At 62.8% G+C, this 23569-nt stretch carries 20 protein-coding genes and 1 pseudogene; 7 read left to right on the top strand and 14 right to left on the bottom strand.

The features are described 5' to 3' along the window. The first annotated feature begins 222 nt into the window (after window positions 1-222). Genes KHO27_RS23170 through KHO27_RS23155 form a run of 4 tightly spaced genes read left to right on the top strand, consistent with a single transcriptional unit; the run spans window position 223 to window position 3353 of the window. A complete protein-coding gene (locus tag KHO27_RS23170) occupies window positions 223-1614 on the top strand; it encodes a COG3014 family protein (protein WP_214500830.1) in 1392 nt (463 codons plus the stop codon). Between the two features lie 14 nt (window positions 1615-1628). After that, window positions 1629-1997: a YcfL family putative periplasmic lipoprotein gene (locus KHO27_RS23165; protein ID WP_214500829.1), complete on the top strand. Its 369-nt coding sequence runs from the start codon at window positions 1629-1631 to the stop codon at window positions 1995-1997. A 21-nt stretch (window positions 1998-2018) separates the two neighbouring features. After that, the gene (lpoB, locus tag KHO27_RS23160; protein ID WP_023632455.1) at window positions 2019-2606 is read left to right on the top strand and encodes a penicillin-binding protein activator LpoB; all 588 of its coding nucleotides are present in this window, start codon (window positions 2019-2021) and stop codon (window positions 2604-2606) included. A 3-nt stretch (window positions 2607-2609) separates the two neighbouring features. Next, window positions 2610-3353 (top strand): penicillin-binding protein activator LpoB, encoded by a 744-nt coding sequence (locus KHO27_RS23155; RefSeq protein WP_214500828.1) that lies wholly within the window; start codon window positions 2610-2612, stop codon window positions 3351-3353. Between the two features lie 82 nt (window positions 3354-3435). Here the strand turns inward: KHO27_RS23155 and KHO27_RS23150 are convergent, their stop codons facing one another. The 7 genes from KHO27_RS23150 to KHO27_RS23120 form a co-directional block, all read right to left on the bottom strand. Beyond that, window positions 3436-4257 carry an RHS repeat-associated core domain-containing protein gene (locus KHO27_RS23150; protein ID WP_250888390.1) on the bottom strand — a complete coding sequence of 274 codons (822 nt, stop codon included), beginning with the start codon at window positions 4255-4257 and terminating at the stop codon, window positions 3436-3438. Between the two features lie 105 nt (window positions 4258-4362). Continuing rightward, window positions 4363-5781, bottom strand: coding sequence for an efflux transporter outer membrane subunit (locus KHO27_RS23145; protein WP_214500826.1), 1419 nt, complete (start codon window positions 5779-5781; stop codon window positions 4363-4365). Further along, window positions 5778-6653: an efflux RND transporter periplasmic adaptor subunit gene (locus tag KHO27_RS23140; protein ID WP_102684980.1), complete on the bottom strand. Its 876-nt coding sequence runs from the start codon at window positions 6651-6653 to the stop codon at window positions 5778-5780. Before KHO27_RS23140 ends, KHO27_RS23145 begins: the two co-directional genes overlap by 4 nt. Further along, on the bottom strand, window positions 6650-6862 hold the full coding sequence (locus KHO27_RS23135; protein WP_011531590.1) for a DUF1656 domain-containing protein: 213 nt from the start codon (window positions 6860-6862) through the stop codon (window positions 6650-6652). The genes KHO27_RS23140 and KHO27_RS23135 overlap by 4 nt, the downstream gene beginning before the upstream one ends. Next, window positions 6859-8946, bottom strand: coding sequence for an FUSC family protein (locus KHO27_RS23130; RefSeq protein WP_110700122.1), 2088 nt, complete (start codon window positions 8944-8946; stop codon window positions 6859-6861). Before KHO27_RS23130 ends, KHO27_RS23135 begins: the two co-directional genes overlap by 4 nt. Continuing rightward, the gene (locus tag KHO27_RS23125; RefSeq protein ID WP_110700120.1) at window positions 8943-9380 is read right to left on the bottom strand and encodes a MarR family winged helix-turn-helix transcriptional regulator; all 438 of its coding nucleotides are present in this window, start codon (window positions 9378-9380) and stop codon (window positions 8943-8945) included. Before KHO27_RS23125 ends, KHO27_RS23130 begins: the two co-directional genes overlap by 4 nt. A gap of 127 nt (window positions 9381-9507) precedes the next feature. Next, window positions 9508-10320, bottom strand: a complete 813-nt coding sequence (locus KHO27_RS23120; protein ID WP_110700118.1) for a tetratricopeptide repeat protein — start codon at window positions 10318-10320, stop codon at window positions 9508-9510. 206 nt (window positions 10321-10526) lie between these two features. On the opposite strand from KHO27_RS23120, the gene KHO27_RS23115 reads away from it, so the two are divergent. Together KHO27_RS23115 and KHO27_RS23110 are read left to right on the top strand one after the other, a co-directional pair. Next, window positions 10527-11084 carry a WYL domain-containing protein gene (locus KHO27_RS23115; protein ID WP_102684983.1) on the top strand — a complete coding sequence of 186 codons (558 nt, stop codon included), beginning with the start codon at window positions 10527-10529 and terminating at the stop codon, window positions 11082-11084. A gap of 234 nt (window positions 11085-11318) precedes the next feature. After that, on the top strand, window positions 11319-12281 hold the full coding sequence (locus KHO27_RS23110; RefSeq protein ID WP_214500825.1) for an IS110 family RNA-guided transposase: 963 nt from the start codon (window positions 11319-11321) through the stop codon (window positions 12279-12281). A gap of 68 nt (window positions 12282-12349) precedes the next feature. Here KHO27_RS23110 and KHO27_RS23105 read toward each other — a convergent pair whose 3' ends face one another. The 7 genes and pseudogenes from KHO27_RS23105 to KHO27_RS23075 form a co-directional block, all read right to left on the bottom strand. Further along, window positions 12350-13213, bottom strand: a complete 864-nt coding sequence (locus tag KHO27_RS23105) for an ABC transporter permease (RefSeq protein ID WP_110700116.1) — start codon at window positions 13211-13213, stop codon at window positions 12350-12352. Window positions 13214-13227: 14 nt separating this feature from the next. Further along, window positions 13228-14091: an ABC transporter ATP-binding protein gene (locus KHO27_RS23100; protein ID WP_214500824.1), complete on the bottom strand. Its 864-nt coding sequence runs from the start codon at window positions 14089-14091 to the stop codon at window positions 13228-13230. A 6-nt stretch (window positions 14092-14097) separates the two neighbouring features. Beyond that, window positions 14098-15117, bottom strand: coding sequence for an ABC transporter substrate-binding protein (locus KHO27_RS23095; RefSeq protein WP_102684986.1), 1020 nt, complete (start codon window positions 15115-15117; stop codon window positions 14098-14100). An 18-nt stretch (window positions 15118-15135) separates the two neighbouring features. Next, window positions 15136-16035: a TauD/TfdA dioxygenase family protein gene (locus tag KHO27_RS23090; RefSeq protein WP_214500823.1), complete on the bottom strand. Its 900-nt coding sequence runs from the start codon at window positions 16033-16035 to the stop codon at window positions 15136-15138. A gap of 261 nt (window positions 16036-16296) precedes the next feature. Beyond that, window positions 16297-17655 carry an HlyD family type I secretion periplasmic adaptor subunit gene (locus KHO27_RS23085; RefSeq protein WP_173862469.1) on the bottom strand — a complete coding sequence of 453 codons (1359 nt, stop codon included), beginning with the start codon at window positions 17653-17655 and terminating at the stop codon, window positions 16297-16299. A gap of 7 nt (window positions 17656-17662) precedes the next feature. After that, a complete protein-coding gene (locus KHO27_RS23080; protein ID WP_046857557.1) occupies window positions 17663-19819 on the bottom strand; it encodes a type I secretion system permease/ATPase in 2157 nt (718 codons plus the stop codon). A 44-nt stretch (window positions 19820-19863) separates the two neighbouring features. Beyond that, window positions 19864-20970: pseudogene (locus KHO27_RS23075) on the bottom strand (TolC family protein). A gap of 456 nt (window positions 20971-21426) precedes the next feature. Between KHO27_RS23075 and KHO27_RS23070 the strand changes: the two are divergent. Beyond that, window positions 21427-23553, top strand: coding sequence for a retention module-containing protein (locus KHO27_RS23070; RefSeq protein ID WP_214500822.1), 2127 nt, complete (start codon window positions 21427-21429; stop codon window positions 23551-23553). Window positions 23554-23569: the final 16 nt, after the last annotated feature.

Below are 23569 nucleotides of genomic sequence, written 5' to 3'. Positions count from 1 at the left end.
TTGACCGGTCGACAACCTGGAAAGCGGTTTTCCGACCTGGCACGCCTGCAGAAAATGCGAAGCAATTCGCCATCACGTAGCTACTACTTTGGGTATAATCCCGCGCCGCCGTAATAGCCATTAGCAATCAAGGCGCCTCCATCGAGAGGTTCTGGCGATAAAACAGAGGGATCTGCCGCCCCCGCCCACGCGGCCAACCGTTTCAGGGAAAGAAGAAGTCCGATGGTATCCCGCGCCCTCACCCTGGCGACCCTAGTCGCCGCCGTGCAGCTCACCGGCTGCTCGGTGTTCCGCAGCTACGACAGCGAACTGCAGGAGACCAACAAGCAGTTGGCCGCCGGCAATGTCGACGCCGCCCTCGCCCTGCTGGAAAACAACAACAAGGGCGACAAGAAAGACCTGCTCTACTACTTCGAGAAAGGCGAGCTGCTGCGCTCCAAGGGCGACCTCAAGGGCAGCCAGGACGCCTGGCGCTCAGCCGACAGCGTGGTGTTCCAGTGGGAAGAGTCGGTCAAGCTCGACACCGACAAGTACCTGAGCCAGTTCGGCAGCTACCTGGTCAACGACAAGGTCCGTCGCTACGAAGGCTACGACTACGAAAAAGTCATGCTGACCACGCAGATGGCCCTGAACCTGCTGGCACAGAACGATTTCGACGGCGCCCGCACCGAGATCAAGAAGACCCACGAGCGCGAGGCGATCATCGCCGAACTGCGCGACAAGGAATACCTCAAGCGCGAGGAAGAGGCCGAGAAGGAAGGCATCAAGACCGAGTACAAGGACCTGCAGGGTTACCCGGTCGCCAGCCTCGACGCCCCTGAGGTGGTCGGCCTGAAGAACAGCTATCAGAGCGCCTTCAGCCATTACCTGTCCGGCTATGTCTACGAGGCCCTCGGCGAGAAAGGCCTGGCCGCGCCGGGCTACCGCAAGGCCGCCGAGCTGCGCCCGAACACGCCGCTGCTCGACCAGGCGTTGCTCGAACTGGACAAGAACAGCGCCAAGGCCGGTGAAAGCGACGTGCTGATCGTGGTGCAGACCGGCCTGGCCCCGGCCCGCGATTCGATCCGCATTCCCCTGCCGCTGCCGATCCAGGACAACCTGGTGATCACCCCACTGTCGTTCCCGATCATCCGCGAAGACACCTCGACCGCGCACCTGAGCGAGATCCAGCTCAACGACAAGGCCCTGGCCCTGACCGCCCTCAACAGCACCACGGCCATGTCGCGCCGCGCCCTGCGCGACGACATGCCGGGCATCATCCTGCGCACCAGCGTGCGCGCCATCAGCCGTGGCGTGGCACAGAAGAACCTGAACCAGTCCAACCCGATGGCCGGGCTGGTGGTGGGTATCGCCTCCACCGTGCTGGAAGGTGCCGATACCCGCACCTGGCGCACCCTGCCCGACGAAACCCAGGTGGCCCGTGTACGCCTCAAACAGGGCGAACACCACCTGAGCCTGCCGTCGAGCCTCGGCGGCACCCAAGTCACGGTGAAAGTCGATCGCCCCTACCAGGTGGTCAGCCTGCGCGTGGTCGGCAACCGCGTGTTCGCTGGCGGCCCGTCCGTCGAAGTCGCCCCGCAGGCCGCAGCCACCGCTGTCGCCAGCCTCAAGTAACCCAAGGATCGAACATGCGCAGAACATGCCTCGCCCTGGCCGCCGTCGCCCTCCTGGCCGGCTGCGCCACTCCACCCCCTGCCCCCGGCAGCGCCGCCAGCAAGGTGGTGACCATGGGCCAGCTGGATGACATCGAAATCGGCCAGATGCGTGTCGCCCGCGAAAACGGCTACCTCACCGTCAACGTGGCGCTGACCAACACCAGCCGCAGCAACCAGACGCTCTTCTACCGCTTCGCCTGGCTGGGCAGCGACGGTTTCCCGGTGGCCGACGAGGAGAGCTGGAAGGCCCTGCCGCTGTACGGCAAGCAGGCCAAGTTCCTCCCCGCCATCGCACCGACCCCCGCTGCCCGCGACTTCCGCCTCGAAGTCCACACCCGGTAACCCCTTTCAGGAGCACATTCGATGTTTGCACGCCTTTCCCTCGCCGCCCTCGCCATTGCCCTGGTCAGCGGCTGCAGTACCCCTTCGCCGGTTCTCGGCGGCAAGAACATCAGCTACGGCGACAGCAAGGCTGTCGAGCTGGTGACCAACGAGTTCGGCTCCACCGACCTGCAGATGATCGCCGAGAGCATGACCCGTTCCCTGGCCCAGTCCGGCGTGCTGCACGGCCGCCCGGTGGTGCAGGTGTACGACGTGAAGAACAAGACCAGCGAGTATATCGATACCCGCGAGATCACCACCTCGATCAAGACCCAGCTGATGAAGTCCGGCGCCGCCCGCTTCGCCAGCGACAACACCGACATGCAGAGCCAGGTCGACCAGCTCAAGCTGCAGAACCAGAGCGGCCTGTACAAGAAGAAGACCGTGGCCAAGACCGGCAACATGATCGCCGCCAAGTACCGCCTGGAAGGCTCCATCAGCTCGATCGTCAAGCGCAGCAGCGACTACAAGGACGTGTTCTACAAGTTCAGCCTGCAGCTGATCGACGTGGAAAGCGGCCTGGCCGAGTGGATGGACGAAAAAGAAATCCGCAAGACCACGGAGCGCTGATCGATGCGTGCATGGATGGCAATCATTGGCCTGGCCTGCGCCTTCGGCGCGCAGGCAGCCCCCAAGGTGGCGGTGACCGACCTGGCTTATCAAGCGCAGGTGGAGGAGTACATCCACACCATCAACGCCCAGAGCAGCGGCCAGGCCGGCATGTACCACGCCAGCGGCCAGTCGAGCTACAGCGAGTACGAGAGCCTCAACAGCTACATCGAGCAGACCGAGCTGCGCAAGTTCGGTGGCGACATCAAGGGTGAGATCCTCAAGACCGGCATGTTCCAGCTGGTCCAGGGCCGTCCTTATACCGCCGACTCGCAGGAAGACGTCTACGACGTGATCCGCCGCATCAAGAACGGCGCGTTCAAGGGCGCCGACTACGTGCTGTTCGGCACCCTGTCGGACATCGACTTCCAGCAGGACATCAACTCGCTGGACCACACCGACAGCTACTCGGCGGTGCTGGGCCTGACCGTGGTCGCCGACTTCAGCCTGATCAACACCCGCACCTACGAGATCACCTCGGCGTTCACCGCCATGGGCGAAGGGCAGGACACCAAGCTGGTGAAAAGCCAGGACCGTCGCGTGACGTTGAACCGTCCGCGGGTGGTGCGGGATGTATCGAAGGCACTGGGCGAGGATGTGGCGCAGCAGCTGGCCGAGCAGTTGGGCGGCTCGGTGCCTGGGCAGGCGAAGCAGCCGCGTGGGCGGGACAACCTGCCACCGGATGAGCCGGCGCAGATTCTGCAGTGAGGGTAGTCAACGCCCGACCTAAAGGTCGGGCGTTTTCGACGACAGCACATATCTGATTAGAGCCACAAGTGTTGTCAGGACACTAAGTATGGCCACCAACGTCCCGGATATGAACCATCTTCGTTGTGATATGCGTCTTTGAGTCAGTTGATTCTTCTAGGAAGAACGTCACGCGCTGTCGTTGGCTAAGTCGCAACTGCCACTGATGTTGACCTGGGCGAATATTTTTTTTCAGAATTTTCAAATCAACATCTCCCAAATTATCGGCAGCTTCATGCGCCCCTACCTGCGGAACCATTTCCAGGAAGCGCTGATACTGGCCTGCTAATAAAGGAGGCAACTCCTGTACGATACGCTCATTCTTCCGGTTCAATTCCCACACAATCTTGTTCTTTGACTCCGCACTTCCCGATAGCCGCGAGACCGCCGAGCCTTTCTTATTTTTTGCAGGCGATATGACATTCGTGTCAATGGCGGGTCCTGGTGTCCGCCCTCCGTAGCCGATTGCAGCAAGCCTCATTTCGAAAGAGGTAGACCTCTGGGGCTTGGGTTTCTTACCTCCTCCCATGTGCCCTGAAGGATCTGTCTGGTTAACAGGATCCCCCAGAACATATGCATAGGCATTCACACCGCCCTCACCGAATGGACTCCAATCGTCCGGGCTGTTGAACCGCATCAAGACCGGGTTGTACAGCCGGAAACCTTGGCCCAGCAGGTAATGACCAATCACGGGCTCCTGCCGTTCCCCGTTGAAACCAAGGCGGCAGTCCTCAACCCCTTCGGCGTGGCGAAACCCATAGGGTGGATAGGCAAAAGGGGGCGTCTGGCGGGCCAGCCATACCCTTAGAATCGATCCTTGCCAATCTGTTGTCAGCAACTGGTTTTGCCTGACCTTCCGGGCCATCATTGTCTCCTGGGTAAGCTGCCAGTAACGCTAGATTGCGGCCCTGTTCAATTGACGTCTACTGACAGAAATGCCAGCTCTACTGACCGTGCAGGGCAGCGTACCTCAGCGCTGAGCGCTGCCCTTCCAGCCCCCACCCAGCGCCAGAAACACCCCGATCTGCCCCATCGCCACCTGACTGTTGGCCGCCGCCAGCTGCGCCCTTACATCGGTGTAGGTCCGCGTCGCCTGCAGGTCGGCCAGGAACGACTCGCGCCCAACCTGATAACGCAGATGCGTCTGGTCCGCCGACTCCTTGGCGGAACGCTCCGCCTCGGCCAAGGCGTCGCGCCGGTCCAGCAGCGCGCTGTACTGCGCCAGACGGGTCTGGGCTTCGCGAATGGCATTCAGCACCACCCCGTCGAAATGCGCCAGCGCGGCCTGGGTCGAGGCCTCGGCCATGCGGATGCGCGCGCGGGTGCCGTTGGTGGGGATGGTCCAACTGACCTGCGGGCCGAAGCCCCAGCGGTTGGTGGCCGGCTCGCCGAGGTTCTCGAGAATGCCGATGGTGCCCACCTGGGCGCCGATGCTGATATCCGGATACAGCGCGCCGGTGGCCACACCGATGGTGGCAGTGGCTGCCGCCAGCTGGCGTTCGGCCTGGCGCACATCCGGGCGGCGCTTGAGCAGAGCGGCGCCATCGCCGACCGGAACCAGTTGCGACAGCTGTGGCAGCTCGGCGCAATCGGCGGTGTCGGCAGGCAATTGCTCGACAGGCTTGGCCAGCAACGCGGCCAGCGTGTAGAGGCCCGCCTCGCGCTCGGCCTTGAAGCGCGGCAGCTCGGCGCGCAAGGACTTGAACTGGGTCTGCGACCGGGTAACCTGGCTCTCGTCGCCACGGCCGGCGTCGCGCAGACGCTGGGTCAGTTGCACGCTCTGCTGCTGCAGGTCCAGCGACTCGCGGGCGATGTGGTACTCCTCATTGGCCGAGCACACCTGGGTGTAGGCCTTGACCACATCGGCCACCAGGGTGATGCGCGCGGTGTCGGCGGCGGCCTGCACGGCATCGGCATTGGCCTTGGCGGCCTCGGTGCCGCGTTTGAAAGTCCCCCACAGGTCGAACTGGTAGCTGGCGCTGATGATCGCCTCGCCGATGTTGGCCACCGGCACTTTCTCCGGCAGCAGGAACGCTTCGCCGGACTCCTGCAGGCGCTGGGCACCCAGCTTGACGCCACCATTGAAGCCACCCTGCGACTCGGCCACCTCCACCTGGGCGCGGGCCTTGGCGATGTTGGCGGCAGCCACGCGCAGCTCGGTGTTGGCACCGAGCGCTTCGCGCACCAGTTGGTTGAGCCGTTGATCCTGATACAGCTGCCACCAGCCCTCGGGCACCGGCGCCGAGACCACGCTGTCGGCGTCCTGGCGCAGCGGACCGTTGAGGTCGCCGCGCTGCACGGCGGCCTCCTTGGGCAGCTCGTAGTCCGGGCCGACCATCATGCAAGCGCCGAGGGACAGGCACAGCCCCGCCAGGATCAATTGTTTCATGGGCGTTGGTCCTCGATGATCGACACCGTGGCGGTACGTCCGGCGATCATGCGAAAGTCTGCCGGCACTTCGTCGAAGGTGATGCGTACCGGGATCCGCTGGGCCAGGCGCACCCAACTGAACGCCGGGTTGACGTTGGGCAGCAGGTTGGCGCCGCTGCTGCGGTCGCGGTCCTCGATACCGGCAGACAGGCTCTGCACCCGGCCGCGCAGGCGAGTGGGGTCGCCCATCACACGGATATCCACGGCGTCGCCGATATGGATCCCACCCAGCTTGGTCTCCTCGAAGTAGCCATCGACGTGGTACGAGGCGCTGTCGACCACCGACAGCACCGGGCGCCCGGCGCTGACGAACTCGTGGGCGCGCGGGGCGCGGTCGTTGAGGTAGCCGTCCACCGGGCTACGCACCACCGAGCGATCGAGATTGAGCTGGGCCACATCCACCTGCACCTGGGCCTCACTCACCGCCGAGCGGGCGCGGGCCTCGCGGGACTGGCTCTCTTCAAGCTGCTCGGCCGCCACCAGGTTGCCCAGCTTGCGGTTGCGCTGGGCCTCGCGGGAGGCCTGCGCCAGGGTTTCCTGGCGCTCGGCCAGGGTTGCCTTGGCCTGGCGCAGGGCCAGGGTGAAACGGTCCTGGTCGATGGTGAACAGCACGTCACCGCGCTTGATGGTCTGGTTGTCGCGCACCTCGACCTGCTGGATCAGCCCGGAAACATCCGGGGCGATCTGGATCACGTCAGCGCGGATATGACCGTCGCGGGTCCAGGGGGCGAACATGTAGTACACCACCATCTGCCACACGAGCACGGCGGCGAAGGTCACTACCAGCAAGGTCAGGACCACGCGGCCCAGGGTCAGCAAAGGTTTTTTCATGGCAGCATCAGGCTTCGGCAAAAGTGGTCCACCGCGCCAAGCAGCACGGCATACAGGGCAACGTTGAACAGCGCCCGGTGCCAGACCAGGCGGTAGAAATGCAGGCGCACCAGCACCGCGTGCACCCCCAGGTACAACAGGTAGGTGCCAAACATCATCACCAGCAGCGTGGGCAGGAACACCCCGCTGATATCCAGTTCACCGATCACAGGGGTGCTCCGTCGAGGCCCGGGGGCAGTTGCGTTTGTTCGGCGGGCTCGAGCATCACCTCGACACCTGGCAGCAGCGCCAGGCGCAAACCGGCCAGGGCGTGCAGCAGGTGGGTGCGGGCATCGCCGCGCTCGTAAAGCTCATCGAGGTTCAGCGCCTGGCGCGCGCGCTCCATATTGCGCAGCAGTGCCGCCGGGGCATGCAGGCGCTCGCCGGTGCGCAGGCAGGCGGCGTAGTGCGCGCCGACTTCCTCGATCACCGTCTGCAGGCGCTCGCGAGCCTGGGCGCCGGCGCGGGGCATGTAGGCCAGCAGGTCGAGCAGGTTCAGGCCCACGCGCAGGTCGCGCAGGGCCACCCCGCTGTCCTGGCCGGTCTGCGACAGGCGTGGCAGGTGCTGCATCAGGCGGTCGAGCATCTGCACCCCGACCTGGCGGTGCTCGGCCAGGGTGGCCGGCGCGGTCATCTCGACGATGTCGCGCCAGGCGAAGCGGGTCATGCGCTTGGCCGCCAGCTCCACGCCGAACGGGCGTACCACCAGGGTCCAGATAAAAGCGAACAGCAGCCCCACGGGGCCGGCCAGGTTGGAATTGAGGAATGTGAAGAAGTCGGCGTCGTAGGCGCCCTGGATGCTGATGAAGGTCGAGGTGTTGACGATGGTCAGCAAGGTGCCAAGATAGAAACGCGGCTGCACGGTCAGGGTGCCGACGCAGATGAACGGCACGGCGAAGGCCAGCACCAGCATGGCGAAGTCGTGCAGGTTGGGCAGCACCAGGAACAGATACAGGCTGGAGAAGATCACCGACATCAGCGTCCAGAAGAAGAACCGGTAGATCTGCGGCGCCGGGTCGTCCATGGCGGCGAAGAAACTGCACGACACGGCGGCGAGGATCACCGCGCTGGCGCCGTCGTTCCAGCCCAGGCCGATCCACAGGCCGCAGGCGACGACGATGGCGGTGACCGTGGAAAACACCGAGTAGAGCATCAGGCCGCGGTCGAAGAACGGTGTCAGCCGGCCCAGGCGCCAGTGACGGTAGACCGCGCGCCAGGGCGTGGCGTCGTCCTTGCGCAGGGCGTGCTGCAGGCTGCAGCAGTCCTGCCAGAGGTCGGCCCATTCGGTCAGGCGATAGAGGGCGTTGGACAGCAGCAGCTCAGAGCGCTGGTCGAGGGCGGCGGCGCCCGGCTGCAGGCGGTCGATCTGCTCGTGCAGGGCGGTCCAGCGTGCCACCGAGGCGCTGTCGGCGGTGCCTTCGAGCCATTCACGGGCGCTGCCCAGCACCGGTTGCAGCAGCGCGAACTGCGCCGGGGCGCGACCTTCAAGGGCGATCAGGGCATCGTCGAGCGCGTCGATCACCGGCAGCAGATGGATCATCCGCCCGCGCAATTCGCGGGCGTTCTTCAAGGTATGCGGGCCGGCGCCTTCATGGCCGAGCTGGCCGATCATCAGCTCCAGCGAGTTGAAGGTGGCGACCATCGCGCCACGCATGCCGCCGACCTTGTCGGCGCCGGCTTCGCGGGCCAGGTAGGTGTCGCAGTAGCGGATCGCCTCGCCGAACCAGCTGCCGGTGGCGCCGACCACCACGGGCGCCAGCCGGCGCGGCCAGAACACCGCGCCAACCACCGCCGCACAGACGATCCCCAGGCAGATTTCCTGGGCCCGGGACGAGGCCACGTCGAACACTGCCAGCGGGTTGTCGACCACCGCCAGGGCGATCATCGGCAGGGTGTAGCCGGCCAGCATCAGCACGTAGTTGTTGGCCGTGCGCAAGTTCAGCGAGAGGAATAGCAACGTGCCGGTCCACAGGGCGATGGCGATGCTCAGCAGCAGCGGGGATTGCACCAGCGGCGGCACCAGCAGGATTGCCCCACCTGCGCCCAGCAGGGTGCCCAGGGCGCGATACAGCGCCTTGGAGGTGGTCGGGCCGAGGAATGGGCTGGAGACGATATAGACCGTGGCCATGGCCCAGTAAGGGCGTGGCAGCTGCATCAGCAGGGCGATATACAGGGCAATCATCGATGCGGCGAAGGTGCGCACGCCGTAGAACCAGTCGCGGGCCGGCGGGACCGAGCTGAAGAAACCATTCATGGCTGCATGCCTGCCTGTTCGAAGGCATGGATGACCCGCAAGGTGGCCTCCAGGTCGGCCTGGTCGATGCCTCCAAGCACCTCACGACGCAGGCGTACCAGCTCGCCTTCAATGGACTCGGCCAGGGCGCGGCCCTCGACGGTCAGGCTCAGCGCCTTGGCACGACGGTCCAGAGGGTCCTCGCTGCGGCATACCAGGCCAGCCTTGCACAGTTGGTCGAGCAGGCGCACCAGCGACGGGCTTTCCAACCCGGCCGCCTGGGCCACCGCCACCTGATGCACGCCATCGCCCAGGCGCACGATCATCAGCAAGGGGACGGCGCAGGCTTCGGAAATGCCATAGCCGGTCAGGGCGCCCTGACACAGGCGGCGCCAGTGCCGGGCAGCCACAACCATGCCGCTGCTGATCTTCAGGTGCAGTGCGTCGAGGGACATGTGAGAACCGAGGATATTCATAGTTTGCTAACTATCAATATACGCCCTGCCCTCCCCCTGTCGTCAACCGCAGGTGACGGAGGGAAAAGATGAAAGGTTGTTCATGATCCCTGCAGGCACGCTGCGCTCAAGGCTGGATCTGGTCTTCCAGCTTCATGGTCAGCGCCAGCGTGCTGCCCAGCTGGATCGCCTGGTCGCGCCAGCCAAGGTAGCGCGCTGCGTCGCGGCTGCTGAAATGCACCGCCAGCTCCTCGGCGGCCTGCATCACCCCGGTCGCCGCCGCCAGTTCCAGCCAGTACAGGCCGGCCTTGGTGTCAGCCTCCACATACACGCCATGCAGCAATCGGTAGCCCACCTCGAAGCGACAGCGCTTCTCACCACGCTCGGCGCCACGCAGAAACCATTGGTAAGCCTCGAGCGGATCGACCTGCCACACCTGGTCGCCCTCGCACACCTCCTCCTCGTACAGATCGCCCAGCGCCGCAGCGGCATGCACCATGCCCCGCTCGAAAGCATGGCGGTAGTATTCGGCCGCATTGACGTAGGAAACATCGACGCCCTTGCCGAAGTAGTGCTGCTGCCCAAGGTTGAACCAGGCCGCAGCATTGCCCTGCAACGCCGCCATGCGCAACAGGTGCCCCGCCAGCACCGTGTCGCCGCGCCAGTATTTGCCATTGAGCCAGATCCAGCCCAGGTCATTGAGCGCCGCGACATTGCCCAGCAGGGCCTGGCGGCAGAGGTCGTGGTAGACCGCCTGCAGGTCCACTGCCTCGTCCAGGCGGTCGATCAGGCCAAAGCGCTCGCCGCTCAGGGCCTGCTGGGCGGGCATGCCCACCCCGGCGAACAGCCGGTGGCGCTGCCCGGGGCGGGCCGGCGCCGGAACGATCCGCTCGGGTAGAAGCCGGGCAAGCAGCGAATGGATATTGCTGGCGGCAGACATGTTCATCCTCATTGAACGACCCACAGCTCCAACCTCCACTGTGGTGAGGCGTGATTCTGCGCGATGCCACGACAAAACCTGTCGCGAACGAATTGATCCCAGGCAACCAAATGCATCTTCCTTGATCTGAGCAGGCTGTGGCCAATTGCCATGCCCTGCCCGTGCCGCCATCCTATGCCGGCAAGCCTAGACAAGGACGTTTCCTTTTGCCGTTCGCCACCACCCGCGCCACCCTCAGCCGCCAATGGGCATTGCTGCGCCAGCTACCCAGCCGCTCTCCCGGGATCACCAGTGCCGAACTGGTGTGGCGCCTGCGTGACGTGGGCTTCAATGTCAGCAAGCGCACGGTCGAGCGCGACCTCAACGAGCTGTCGCTGATCTTTCCGCTGGAGCGCAACGACAAGAGCATCCCGTTCGGCTGGCACTGGTCGGCCAACGCCGGCGGCGAGTTGCGTGGGAACTTCGACCTGCAGGGGTATTTGCGCGGCGATACGTTGCAGCCTGGCCAAGGGGAAGGCATCGAACTGCAGGCGTGGATCAGCGACTTGCTGGCTCGCCGTCTGCGCGAGACGCCGCTGACCGCCGACATGCAGTTGACCGCGCTGGATCAGGGGCACCGATTGCGGGCAACCGTGGCGGATGGCTGGCCCTTGCGCTGGTGGTTGCTGAGCCAGGGGGATGGGCTGGTGGTGGAAGCGCCGCAGGCATTGCGCGAGGAGATTGCGCGGACGTTGGCCAGCGCAGCGGCGCAATACCTGGAATGACTGGAGGCCCAATCGCGGGGCAAGCCCGCTTGTATGGTTAGACTTGAAGGGGTGGTGGGACTAAATGCCCGATTCTGACTGTTCGCATCAGTACAGACCGTGGGAGACATCGCCCCACCCCTTCCACCAAAGCGCCGATAAAGAATGCATCGTTTGCAAGCGACGATAGAAGCAAGCCAGCGCCTCTTGGTGAAACCCCTTCAAGCCCAAAAACCATAACGTGAGGAAGCGCCCATGGCAATGCAGGTTGGCAAGCTGATCGTGGGTGCGGATGTCGCGAAAGCTGAACTGGTGATTCATCACGATGATCGCGATGAGGTCATCAGGCTGAAAAACTCCAAACTCGAAATCAAAAGATGGCTGAAGCGACAGCCCCTCAACACGGCTATTGCTGTTGAGGCGACTAATGTTTATCACCTCGATCTGGTTGAACTGGCTCATAGCCTGGGCTTCGAGGTGTATGTCATTGATGGATTCCAGCTGAGCAACTACCGGAAAAGCGTGGGTGGACGAGTAAAAACGGATCCTTCTGATGCTCGGCTGCTGTCCCGGTTTTTGAAAAACGAGGGGGAAGACCTTCGCCCTTGGACTCCTCCTCCCGCCGTCTACGGCAAGCTACAGAGCCTTCTTCGACGTAGATCGGCCTTGGTGACTGCTCGCACTGCAATGACGCAGAGCTGGGCTAATGAAGCCTTGTTGAAAGCCGCCTTCAAAACCTTTGTAAAATCCATAGACCGGCTGGATCTGCTGATCCAAAAGAAGATTAAGGAGGTGCTGCGAGAAGCTGGCCTGCACGAACAAGTTGCCCGCTGCCAAGCAATAGAGGGCATTGGTTTTCTCACCGCTACGGCATTGGTGATGGCCTTTATGCGGGGCGAGTTCAAAGGCAGTGACTCGTATATTGCATTCCTGGGAATGGATCTACGAGTCAGTGATTCAGGGCAGAAGAGTGGACGCCGCCGCCTGACGAAACGAGGCTGCTCGGAGATCAGGCGTCTATTGCATAACGCCGCCATGGCGGCGAGCCGATCGGCTGCTTGGAAAGACGTCTACGAACAGTATCGGAAAGCCGGTAAAGCAACGACACAAGCGCTGGTAATCCTGGCTAGAAAGCTTGCACGGGTGGCATTCGCCCTGATGAAAAATCAGGACGAATATGTCACCAAAGGTGGAAAACTGGCTTGCTGCAAACCATAGAATCTCCCACGATGTGGCCCTGAATCTCTGCGTGGGAGCGGGCTGGCCCCGCGATCGGGCGCGGATATCTAGCGCTGCATCCCCCAGCGTCGCACGGTCAGCCGTTCGAGGGTGTTGAACACCAGCCCCTCCACCAACAGGCCGATCAGGATCACCACTGCCAGCCCGGCGAACACCTTGTCGGTATACAGCTCGTTGCGGTTCTGGAAGATGTACCAGCCAAGCCCACCCTTGCCGCTGCTGGCGCCGAACACCAGCTCGGCGGCGATCAATGTGCGCCAGGCGAAGGCCCAGCCGATCTTCAGCCCCGACAGGATCGACGGCAGCGCCGCCGGCACCAGGATGTGCAGCACCAGGCGCAGGCCACGCAGCCCGTAGTTGCGCCCGGCCATGCGCAGGGTCTCGGATACGCCGAGAAAGCCTGCGTAGGTGTTCAGCGCCAACGCCCACAGCACCGAATGCACCAGCACGAAGATCAAGCTGTTGTCGCCCAGGCCGAACCAGAGCAAGGCCAGCGGCAGCAGGGCTATGGCCGGCAGCGGGTTGAACATCGAGGTCAGCGTGCCCAGCAGGTCGCGCCCCAGCTGCGTCGAGACAGCCAGGCTGGTCAGGCCGAATGCCAGGACGATGCCCAGCACATAGCCCTTGAGCAGCACCACCAGCGAAACGCCGACCTTGGCCGGCAGCTCGCCGCTGAGCAGCCCGTCCCACAATGCGCTGGAGGTTTGCAGGAAGCCCGGCAGCAGCAGGTCGTTGCCGGTATAGCGAGCCACCGCCTCCCAGGCCACCGCGAGCAGCATCAGGATCACGGCCTTGCGCAGCCAGCCCTGTTGCCACAAGCGTTGCACCAGCGGCAACTCGCGCTCCAGCGGCACACCCGGCAGGGGTTGCAGCTGCACTTCGTATTCCTGGCGTACAGGTGTCGTGGTCATGTCCTGGCTCCTGTTCAGTAGGCAATACGGATATCGTTGAAGCCCAGATCACCCGTGCTTTCCGGGGCGTCGGCCTGGTCGAACAGCAACCGGTGGATGCGCCGGCCACTAGCCTGGAAGTCGCTGGCGCCGAGGCTGCCGAGGTCGTACTGATGGCTGTGCACCTCGGCCCGCACGCGCCCGGGATGCGGCGACAACAGCAGGATGCGGTTGCCCACCACCAGCGCCTCTTCGATGGAATGGGTGACGAACAACAGGGTGAAACGCACCTCTTCCCACAGCAGCAGCAGCTCCTCCTGCATCTTGCGCCGGGTGAGCGCATCGAGCGCGGCGAACGGCTCGTCCATCAACAGGATCTTCGGTTGCGTGGCCAGTGCCCGGGCGATCGCCACGCGGGCTTTCATGCCGCCGGACAAGGTATGGGGGTATGCGTCGGCGAAGGCGGCCAGGCCGACCTTCTCCAGGTAATGCAGCGCCCGCTCTTCGGCCTCGGCGCGCTTGAGCTGGCCGGACACCAGCAGCGGGAACATCACGTTCTGCTTCACCGTCTTCCAGGGCGGCAGCTGGTCGAATTCCTGGAACACCACGATGCGGTCGGGCCCAGGGCCGCGCACCGGCTGGCCCTGCAGCAGGATCCGCCCTTCCCGGGGTTCGATGAAGCCAGCCACGGCCTTGAGCAAGGTGGACTTGCCGCAGCCGGACGGGCCGAGCAGGACGAAACGGTCGGCGCGGTCGACTTCGAAGCTGACTTGATGGGTGGCCCGCACCACGCGTTGGGCAGTGCGGTATTCGAGGCTCAGGTTGTCCACCGCCAGCAGCGGTGGCGTGGCGACACGGCTCAGGGTGCTGGCCGCGTGGCCTGGCAATGGGGCGGTCATTGGCGGTCAGCTCCCTTGCAGCGGGCGTTCATCCTGGAAGAAATAGTCCTTCCACGATTCGGGTTTGTGCTTGATCGCGCCGACCCGGTAGAGGAACTCGGCCAGCTTGTAGGTGTTCTTCGGAGTGACGGTGAATTCGTACTGCGGATTGTCGATCAGCTTGATCAGCGTCTCGCGGTCGATCTTGGCCTTGGTCACGCGGATGTAGGTATCGGCCGCGGCGGCCTTGTCTTTCTGGGCGAAGTCGGCGGCTTCGGCAAGGGCATCAACGAAGGCCTTGTAGGTCTTGGGATTGTCCTTGCGGAATTTCTCGGTGGCGAACAGCAGGGTCGGTGAGTTGGGGCCGAGCAGGTCGTAGCTGTTGAGCACCACGTGCACGTTCTTGTTGGCCAGTACCTGGTCCTGGAACGGCGGGTTGGAGAAGTGCCCGTTAAGCTCGGTGCCGCCGGCCAGCAAGGCTGCAGTGGCGTCCGGGTGCGGCACGGCCAGGGTGTACTTGTCCAGGCGGTTGTATTCCTTGTCGCCCCACTGCCGTGCGGCGGCATACTGCAGGAAGCGCGACTGTACCGAAACCCCCACCGCTGGGACGGCGATACGATCTTTCTCGGAAATATCGGCGATGGTCTTCACATTGGGATTGCTGCTGACCAGGTAGTAGGGGAAGTTGCCCAGTGAGGCAACGGCCTTGACGTTCTGGCGGCCCTTGGTGCGATCCCACACGGTGAGCAGCGGCCCGACGCCGGCGCCGGCGATGTCCACCGAGCCGGACAGCAACGCGTCGTTGATCGCCGCGCCACCGGAGAGCTGGGCCCAGTCGACCTTGATGTCGAGACCCTGCTCCTTGCCGTGCTTCTCGATCAGTTGCTGGTCACGGACCACGTTGAGCAGCAGGTAGACGATGCCGAACTGCTCGGCGATGCGGATCTGCCCTTCGGCGTGAGCCACGGTGGGCGCCGCCAGACTGCCAACAACCAGGCTGGCGCCCAGGCCGATACTTGCCGCCAGGCGGCTGATGGATTTGCGCATGGTGTATTTCCTCAGTCGTCAGAACGGGGCATCGCCCTGGATGGTGGTGCGGTACAGCTTGCGGCGCAGGTGCGCGGGGCAACCGGTGGCCAGGTGGATCAGCGAGCGGTTGTCCCAGAACACCAGGTCGTGGGGCTGCCAGTGATGGCGGTAGAGGTTCTGCTCCAGCACGCTCAGGGCGTACAGCTGTTGCAGCACGTCGCGGCTTTCGTCATCCGGCAGGCCGACGATACGGGTGGTGAAGCCTTCGCTGACGAACAGCGCCTTGCGGCCGTTCTCCGGATGAGTACGCACCACCGGGTGGATGACCTCCTGGACCTGGGCCAGTTGCTCGGCGGTCAGCGTCGGGCGCCAGTTGCCTTCGAACTTGGTCTCGGCATAGCGGGCGGTATAGGAATGGGCGGCACTGCGGCCCTCGACGACCCGGCGCAGGGCTTCGGGCACCGCGTCCCAGGCCTTGTGCATGTCGGCGAACAAGGTGTCGCCGCCCTCGCTGGGCAGCTCCTGGGCGTGCAGCATCGAGCCCAGGCTCGGCAGTTCCTTGTACGACAGGTCCGAGTGCCAGAACTTGCCGGCGTCGCCCAGTCCGACGTTGCGACCGTTCTCGACGATGTTGGACACGATCAGGATCTCGGGATGGCCGGTGAGCAGGAACTGCTTGAGCACATGGATCTGCAGTTCGCCGAACCGGCGGCTGAAGGCGATCTGTTGTTCAGGGGTGATGCGCTGGTCGCGAAACACCAGGACATGGTGGTCCAGGTGGGCGCGGTGAATGCGGGTGAAATCCTCGGCATTGACCGGACGGCTCAGGTCGAGGCCGATGATCTCGGCGCCAACGGCGCCGGGGAACGAGCGGATGTCGAAGGTTTGCGGTTGGGCGCTGTCGATGGTCGACAAGGCGTTCGAGGCGGCTGGCATTGTTCACTCCCACGCAGTGCGCGACTCCAGGGCGCGCAACGATCGGAAACGCACGGGGATTGCCCGTGTGGGTTCGAGTCGTGCGGCGCGCCGATTGGTCAGCGGGTACGCAGTGGGGTGACTATAAAGTCATAAGAACCGCAATTTAAATACCTTTATTGCATATCCATATGAATATGCTAAGCCCTGCTCCAGCCTACAAAGCGAGGGCGTGGGAGAGGGCTTGCCCCGCTCCCACAGGATTTCCGCCCCCGCGCGCGATCAACGCTCGCGCAAGGCTTCGGAGCGCGCCTTGATGATCGGCTTGAGCAGGTAGCTCATGATGGTCTTCTTGCCGGTCATGATATCCACCGTGGCCACCATCCCCGGGATGATCAGCAGCGGCTTCTCGTCGGTGCCCAGGTGACTCTTCTCGGTACGCAGCTTGATCAGGTAATAGGTGGTCTTCTTGTCTTCGTCGGTGATGGTGTCGGCACCGATCTGCTCGAGCTTGGCCTTCATCCCGCCGTAGATGGTGTAGTCATAGGCGGTGAACTTCACCGTGGCTTCCTGGCCCGGGTGCAGGAAGGCAATGTCCTTGGGCAGGATCTTCGCCTCGACCACCAGGGTGTCGTCCAGCGGCACGATCTCGATGATGTCGCTGCCCGGCTGGATCACGCCGCCGATGGTGTTGACCAGCAGCTGCTTGACGATACCGCGCACCGGCGAGATGACCATGGTGCGGTGCACGCGGTCGTCCAGCGCCTTGCTGGTGGCAGTGGCCTTGTTCAGCTCGGTACGGGCCTCGTTGAGCTGGGTCAGCGCCTCGCTGCGGAACTTGCCGCGGGTCTCCTCGATCTTGCTCTCGACCTCCTTGATCGCCGCCTCGGCCCGCGGGATGGCCAGGGTGGTGGAGTCCATCTGGCCCCGGTTCTCGACCTCGGCGCGGCGCAGGCGCAGCACCTCGACCTGGGAAATAGCACCCTGAGCCACCAGTGGCTCGGACATCGAGATTTCCTGGCGCAACAGCTGCAGGCTGTTGGCGTACTGGGCGCGCTTGGAATTGAACTCGCGCAGCTCCTGCTGCTTCTGCACCAACTGCTGCTGCAGGCCGCCGATCTCATCCTGCAACTGCTGGCGACGGCTCTGGTACAGCGATTGCTCGTTGGCGGCCTGGCTCGGCGCGGCCTTGCGCAGCTCTTCGTCGATCTGCAGCGGCTTGTCCTCGACCTCGGCCGTGAGGCGCTGCACGCGCAAGGCCATGGCCAGACGCGAAGCCTCGGTCTCGTCGACATTGGAGGCGAAGCGGGTCTCGTCCAGACGCAGCAGCGGCTGGCCGACTTCGACGATCTCCCCCTCCTTGGCGAAGATCTCGGCAACGATACCGCCTTCGAGGTTCTGGATCTTCTGCACCTTGGACGACGGGATGGCCTTGCCCTCCCCGCGCGTCACCTCGTCGATGGGCGCGACGCTGGCCCAGACGATGAGAAACAGGAAGAACGCGATCACTCCCCAGATGGTCAGGCGCACCACTCGCGGCGCGTCCTCGATCAGCGCCTTGTTGACCTCGGGCAGCGGCTGCCCGGCCAGCGACTCGGAGCCCTTGAAGTAGCGGCGCAGGTTGTCCTTGAAACGCCCCATATCCAGCTTATGCAACACTGATCTGCCCCTTCTTCAGCGCATCCATGACGGCGGCTTTCGGGCCATCCGCGACGATCTGTCCACGATCGATGACGATCAACCGGTCCACCAGCGACAGCAGCGACGCCCGGTGGGTGACCAGCAGCACGGTCTTGTTCTCGATGACTGCGGCCAGGCGCTGCTTGAGGCGTTCCTCACCGGTGTTGTCCATGGCGCTGGTGGGTTCGTCGAGCAGCAGGATCTGCGGGTTGAGCAGCAGCGCCCGCCCCAGGGCGACGTTCTGCCGCTGGCCACCGGAGAGGTTCTGCCCGCGCTCGCCGACCTGCAACTCGTAGCCGTCGGGGTGCAGGCGGGCGAACTCGTGCACGCCCGCCAACTCGGCGGCTTGCAGGATCAGCTCGTCCTCGATGTAGCGGGCGCCACTGACCAGGTTGTCGCGCAGGGTGCCCGCCAACAGCTGGATATCCTGGGGCACATAGCCGATGTTATGGCGCAGTTCACTGACATCGATCTGACGAATGTCCACGCCATCGACCAGCAGCGAGCCGTTGTCCGGCTCGTACAGGCCGACGATCAACTTGGCCAGCGAGCTCTTGCCCGAGCCGCTGCGGCCGATGATGCCGACCTTCTCGCCTGGGCGGATGTTCAGGTTGATGCCCTTGAGCGCCTGGTTCTGCTGGTTCGGGTAGGTGAACTCGACGCCGCGGAACTCGATGGCGCCCTGCAGCACCTGGCGGCTCAGCGGACGCTCTTCGAAGTTGCGCTCCTGGGGCAGTTCCATCATCTGGTCGGTGGCGACCATGGTCACCTTGGCTTGCTGGTAGCGGGCCAGCAGGCCGTTCAGCGAGCCCAGCGGGCCAAGGGCGCGACCGCTGAGCATGTAGCAGGCCACCAAGCCACCCATGCTGAGGTTGCCGTCGATGATCAGGTACACGCCCACACAGATCATCGCCACGCCGGCCAACTGCTGGATCAGCAGGGTGATGTTCATGGCCAGGCCTGAAAGCACCTTGACCCGCAGCTCGAGGCGGCTGAGGGTGCCGAGGGTCTGCTCCCACATGTACTGGCGCTCGCTCTCGGCGTTGTTGACCTTGATCCCGTCCAAGCCGGCCAGGGTCTCGATCAGGCTCGACTGGCGCTCGGAGGCCAGGGCCATGGTGCGTTCCATGGTCGCCATCAGCGGCTTCTGCAACGCGTAGCCGATACCCAGGGCCAAGGGGAAGGCAAGGACCGGGATCCACACCAGGTGCCCGCCGATGATGGCGATGACCATCAGGATCAGCAGGGTGAACGGCAGGTCGATCAGGCTCGTCAGCGTCAGCGAGGCGAGGAAGTCGCGCAGGCCCTGGAACTCATGGATGTTCTGGGCGAAGCTGCCGACCCGCGCCGGGCGGTACTTCATGGCCATGCCGACGATGCGCTCGAACAGCGTCGCCGAGATGATCAGGTCGGTCTTCTTGCCGGCCAGGTCCAGACAGAGGCTGCGCAGCCCCTTTAGAATCAGGTCGAAGACATAGGCCCCGGCGATACCCACCGCCAGCACCCATAGCGTCGAGGTGGCCTGGTTGGGCACGACGCGGTCGTACACGTTCATCACGAACAGCGGCGCGGCCAGGGCGATCAGGTTGATCACCAGGCTGGCGGCGATGGCATCGATGTACAGCCATTTGCTGCGCAGCAGCGTGTCGCGGAACCAGGAGCGCGCGCGTGGGATCAGGTTGCCGTGGTTGACGTCGAACTTGTGCTGGGGCTGGGCGAAGAACACCTTGCCGCTGTAGTCGCCCAGCAACGCCTCACGGGTGACATGCACTTCACCGCCGTCGCTCTCGCTGAGCAGCAGCCGCGCGGTGTCCTCGTTTTCCCAACCCAGCAGCACCGCGCAGCGGCCTTCCTTTAGCAGCAGCATCGCCGGCATGGCGATGCTGGGTATCTGCTCCAGCTTGCGCTGCAACAGGCGCCCCTGCAGCCCGGCCCGGGCGGCCGCACGCGGCAGCAGCTCGGCGGTCAGGCGTTGCGAGGGCAAGGGCAGCCCGGTGGTCAGCATGGCCCGGCTGGCGGGCTTCTGATGCAGGACACACAGGGTCAGCAGACTGTCCAGCAGCGGGTCGTCATGCTGACTGCGTGGATCGTGGCTGAGTTGGACTCGACTGACTTCGGATTCCACGCGGCGCTCTCTTCATCCTTGCGGGGGTGGGTTCAAGGCGCCTTTCAGTTCATGCCTGGCAGGTTCACCTTGGGTTTCAGGTCGTTCTGCACAACGGTGCCAGCGGTGCTACGACACCCTGACTCTTGAGCAGTTGGCCAATGGTCGCCTTGATTCGGTACTGAGTAAACATTTGTATGTTCTTCACCTCTACCAGACGACGCTGGGCGGTGAAGGTTTCATTCTCGCTGTCGAGCAGGGTTCGCTCGCCCAGGCCGAACTGCTGTTGGTAGGCGCTGCGCACCCGGTTGCTGTGATCGACGTACTGCTGGGCGATCGGCACCTGGGCGTTGGCGTTTTCCAGAGCATTCCATGCCAAGCCTAACTCCTCATTGAGCTGGCGCAAGGCGTTGTTGCGAATGTCCGACTCGGCCGAACGCAGGATCGGACTGTCCTCAATCAACTGATGACTGCCTCCTCAGGGTGGCCGGCAGCAGGTCGAGAAATGGCGCAGGCGTGCTCAATTCGCCGGGCATCTGTCCGACGACGCTCAGGTAGTTGGTGTTGGCATCGGCCAGGTTGGTCTGCTCGGTGATCAGGTTGTTGCGGGCTTGGGCAAAACGCGCTTCGGCCTGGTCGAGGTCGGCCAGGCGGCCCACACCACGGCTGGTACGCAGTTTGATCGGATCAAGGATGCGTTCGTGGTTGCGCAGGTTGTCTTCGGCCAGACGCACCATCTCACGGCGCGACAAAACGTCCAGGTAGACCTGGGCGACGCTCAGCACGGTGCGCTCGGAGGTCCCCAGCAAGGAATAGGCGCGAGCGTTGACAGTGGCCTGTTGACGACCGACCTCGCTGGAGGTGACGAAGCCGTCGAATACCATCTGCCGCAGGCGGATCGCCGATTCGCCACGGCTGAGCGTCTCCCTGCGGTTGCGGGTGCCTGGGCTGTCGGTGCCCTCGCGGCCATAACCAGCTGTCACATCGACCCGCGGCAAATAGCCTCCTTGAGCGGCGTGCAACTGATAGTCCGCCGCCGCGCTGGCGTTCAACCCGGCCTGGATTTCCGGATGCACCTCGAGGGCTTTCTGTATGGCTTCGGGCAACGTCTGGGTTTGAACAACAGTAGTGATGAAAGTGAAAGGCAGGACGGCGCACAAGGACACACGCATTCAACTGATTCTCGGAAAAATACTGGCACAGACATAAAAACTAATTTTTTCTAACTTTTTAAAGTGAAAGCTCACTTGTGGTCGTGGGAATTCTTCCTCAATCATGTACGACAAGTAGGAATATTCTTCAGGCAGGCCACTACCAATATGAGGCGCTTGAATTATTGCTTAGCATTATCCGAAAGATGCCAAAGACTCAGGCACACAAACCTGGGACTTGTGCAAATAGTAGTCTAGCGGCGATCAGGCAAGGCAAAAACAGGCGAGGAACGGGCCGAGTCGCGCTCGGCTTTACAGGCTATAAATGAACACCCCAAGCCTATTTTCAACGCGACATAGTCGTCGCGCAAGTAAAACCTAAAGCCTGCCCTACACACCTAAGTACGCCAAACCCAAGTTAAACACCAACATGATCGCCACTATGGCAGACCACCAAATACAATTCTGGAGATTTAAATGAGCACTGTTGTCGCCATCGTCAAAAGCATTGTTGGCCAGGTTATCGCAGTTTCCCCAGAGGGTATCCAGCGTGTATTGATCGAGGGTGACCGCTTACTTGCCGGAGAGCAACTGGACACCGGCATCGGTGGCTCGGTGGCCCTTGAACTGGCCGATGGCCGCATCCTCGAACTGGGTCGCAACACCCGGTGGACCGGCTCCCCCCCAGACAGCAGCGACCTCAGTAAGGCCGCATCGTCGACTGAAGCGCTGCAGCAGACCATCATGGCAGGCACAGACGCAACTATCGAGTTCGAAACCACAATCGTCGCCCCAAACGCCCCTGATGACGGTGGCCACAGCAGCGTGATGCTACAAGAAACCGCGGGAAAGGTTGCCCCGAGCATCGGCTTCCCAACCAAGGCAGGCACGCCATCGAGCTGTAACGATCTCCACGACTCGCCTGGCAATGCATATACCGTAAGCAATCGGGCGCACAACACGCTCCATGCATCTACCGCGACGCCATCCTTTACTGATCAGCCGCAGGCCTACGTCGACATCAATCTGAACGAGGGAGATGACAGCTACACCGGTACCGCCGATCACAATATCGTTGTGGCAGACATCGCGGGCTGGCGTGTCCTGCCTGGGCAGAACTACAACCTTGCGTTCATCGTCGACACCTCTGCCAGTATGAAAGAGGAAGGCGTAAGTGCAGCGAAAAAGTCCCTCGAGTCAGTATTCAAGATATTGGCCGCCAGCGCCCAGGGCCCACACTCAGGCAGCGTGAACATTCTCCTGGTGGACTTCTCCTCCGAGGTCAACAGCATCGTTTCGGTAACCCTGAACGATGCAGGCCTACAGCAATTGCTCGGTAGCTTGAACACCCTCAAAGTGGGAGAGGGCCAAAACGGGGGCACAAACTATGAAGATGCATTCAAGACAACTGCCAACTGGTTCAATAATCTCCAGAGCGCTGGCAGCTCCGCCAGCAACCAGACATTCTTCATCACCGATGGCGTGCCAACCCATTATCAAGAAGAGCGCATCAATCCGACACTGGGTGACTCAGGCATTACCCTGGACATTTTTCTGAGCACGATAGGCTATCAGCAGGGCATGGTATACAACGGCCATCTGGACAGGGGCACCACCACTATAAACATCGACAGCGATGGCAGCCTGAAGCTGAACTATCTCAGCGATAATACATGGGAGTATGAGTTTCTTGGAAAACTGCGCGCAAATGGCAATGGCGCTTACGAACTGTCAACTGTAGTACTTGAAAACCCAAAGAAAGGCCCTAACTCCCATATCAATGCACTTGCCAGCTTCAAACTGCTGACAGGCCTGTCCAATGTCGAGGCCATCGGCATGAATGACAGTATCAAGCTTACGGAGCTGAACCCTTTTGACTCCGACGGCGAGCCGCAGGCCAATATCGACCCCAGCAAGCTGGCCGGGGCTATCTTCGGAAATACCGAGTACATCCGACCGGGTAACGATACCGTCAATGGTGGTGGCGGCAACGACATTCTTTTCGGCGATCTGATCAGCTTCGACGGCATCGCCAGCGCTGGTGTTCATGCGATTCAAGCTTACGTCGCCGACAAATTGAGCATGACAGTGAATGCTGTGAATACCGAAACCATGCACAATTTCATCACCGAGCACAGCGCCGAGTTTAACGTTTCGGGCAGCAATGATGGGGCCGACACTCTGCTGGGCGGTGCCGGCCAGGACATTATCTTCGGCCAGGGTGGCGACGATCACATAGAGGGTGGCAAAGGTAACGACGTGATGATCGGAGGCAAGGGAGCCGATACCTTCATGTGGAGGGTCGGCGACCAAGGTAAGGATGTGATCAGGGACTTCAACGTTCGGGAAGGCGACCGACTCGACCTGCGCGATCTGCTACAGAGTGAGGAGGACATTGCCATCGATAACTTCCTCAGAATCACCACCATCGACGACGAGACCACGCTACAAGTGAGCAGCGACGGCAAGTTGAACGCTGCCGGCGGCTTGGCAAATGCCGATGTCAGCATCAAGCTCGAGGGTGTCAACTGGTCGAACACCACGATCCACTCACTGATCAGCGGTGCCGATCCGACCATCAAGATCGACCACTCCAACAGCTGAACCCGCTCCCACCAAC

It is taken from the genome of Pseudomonas sp. RC3H12, from assembly GCF_018596375.1.
Taxonomy (GTDB): domain Bacteria; phylum Pseudomonadota; class Gammaproteobacteria; order Pseudomonadales; family Pseudomonadaceae; genus Aquipseudomonas.
This window is presented reverse-complemented; position numbering and strand designations above follow the sequence as displayed.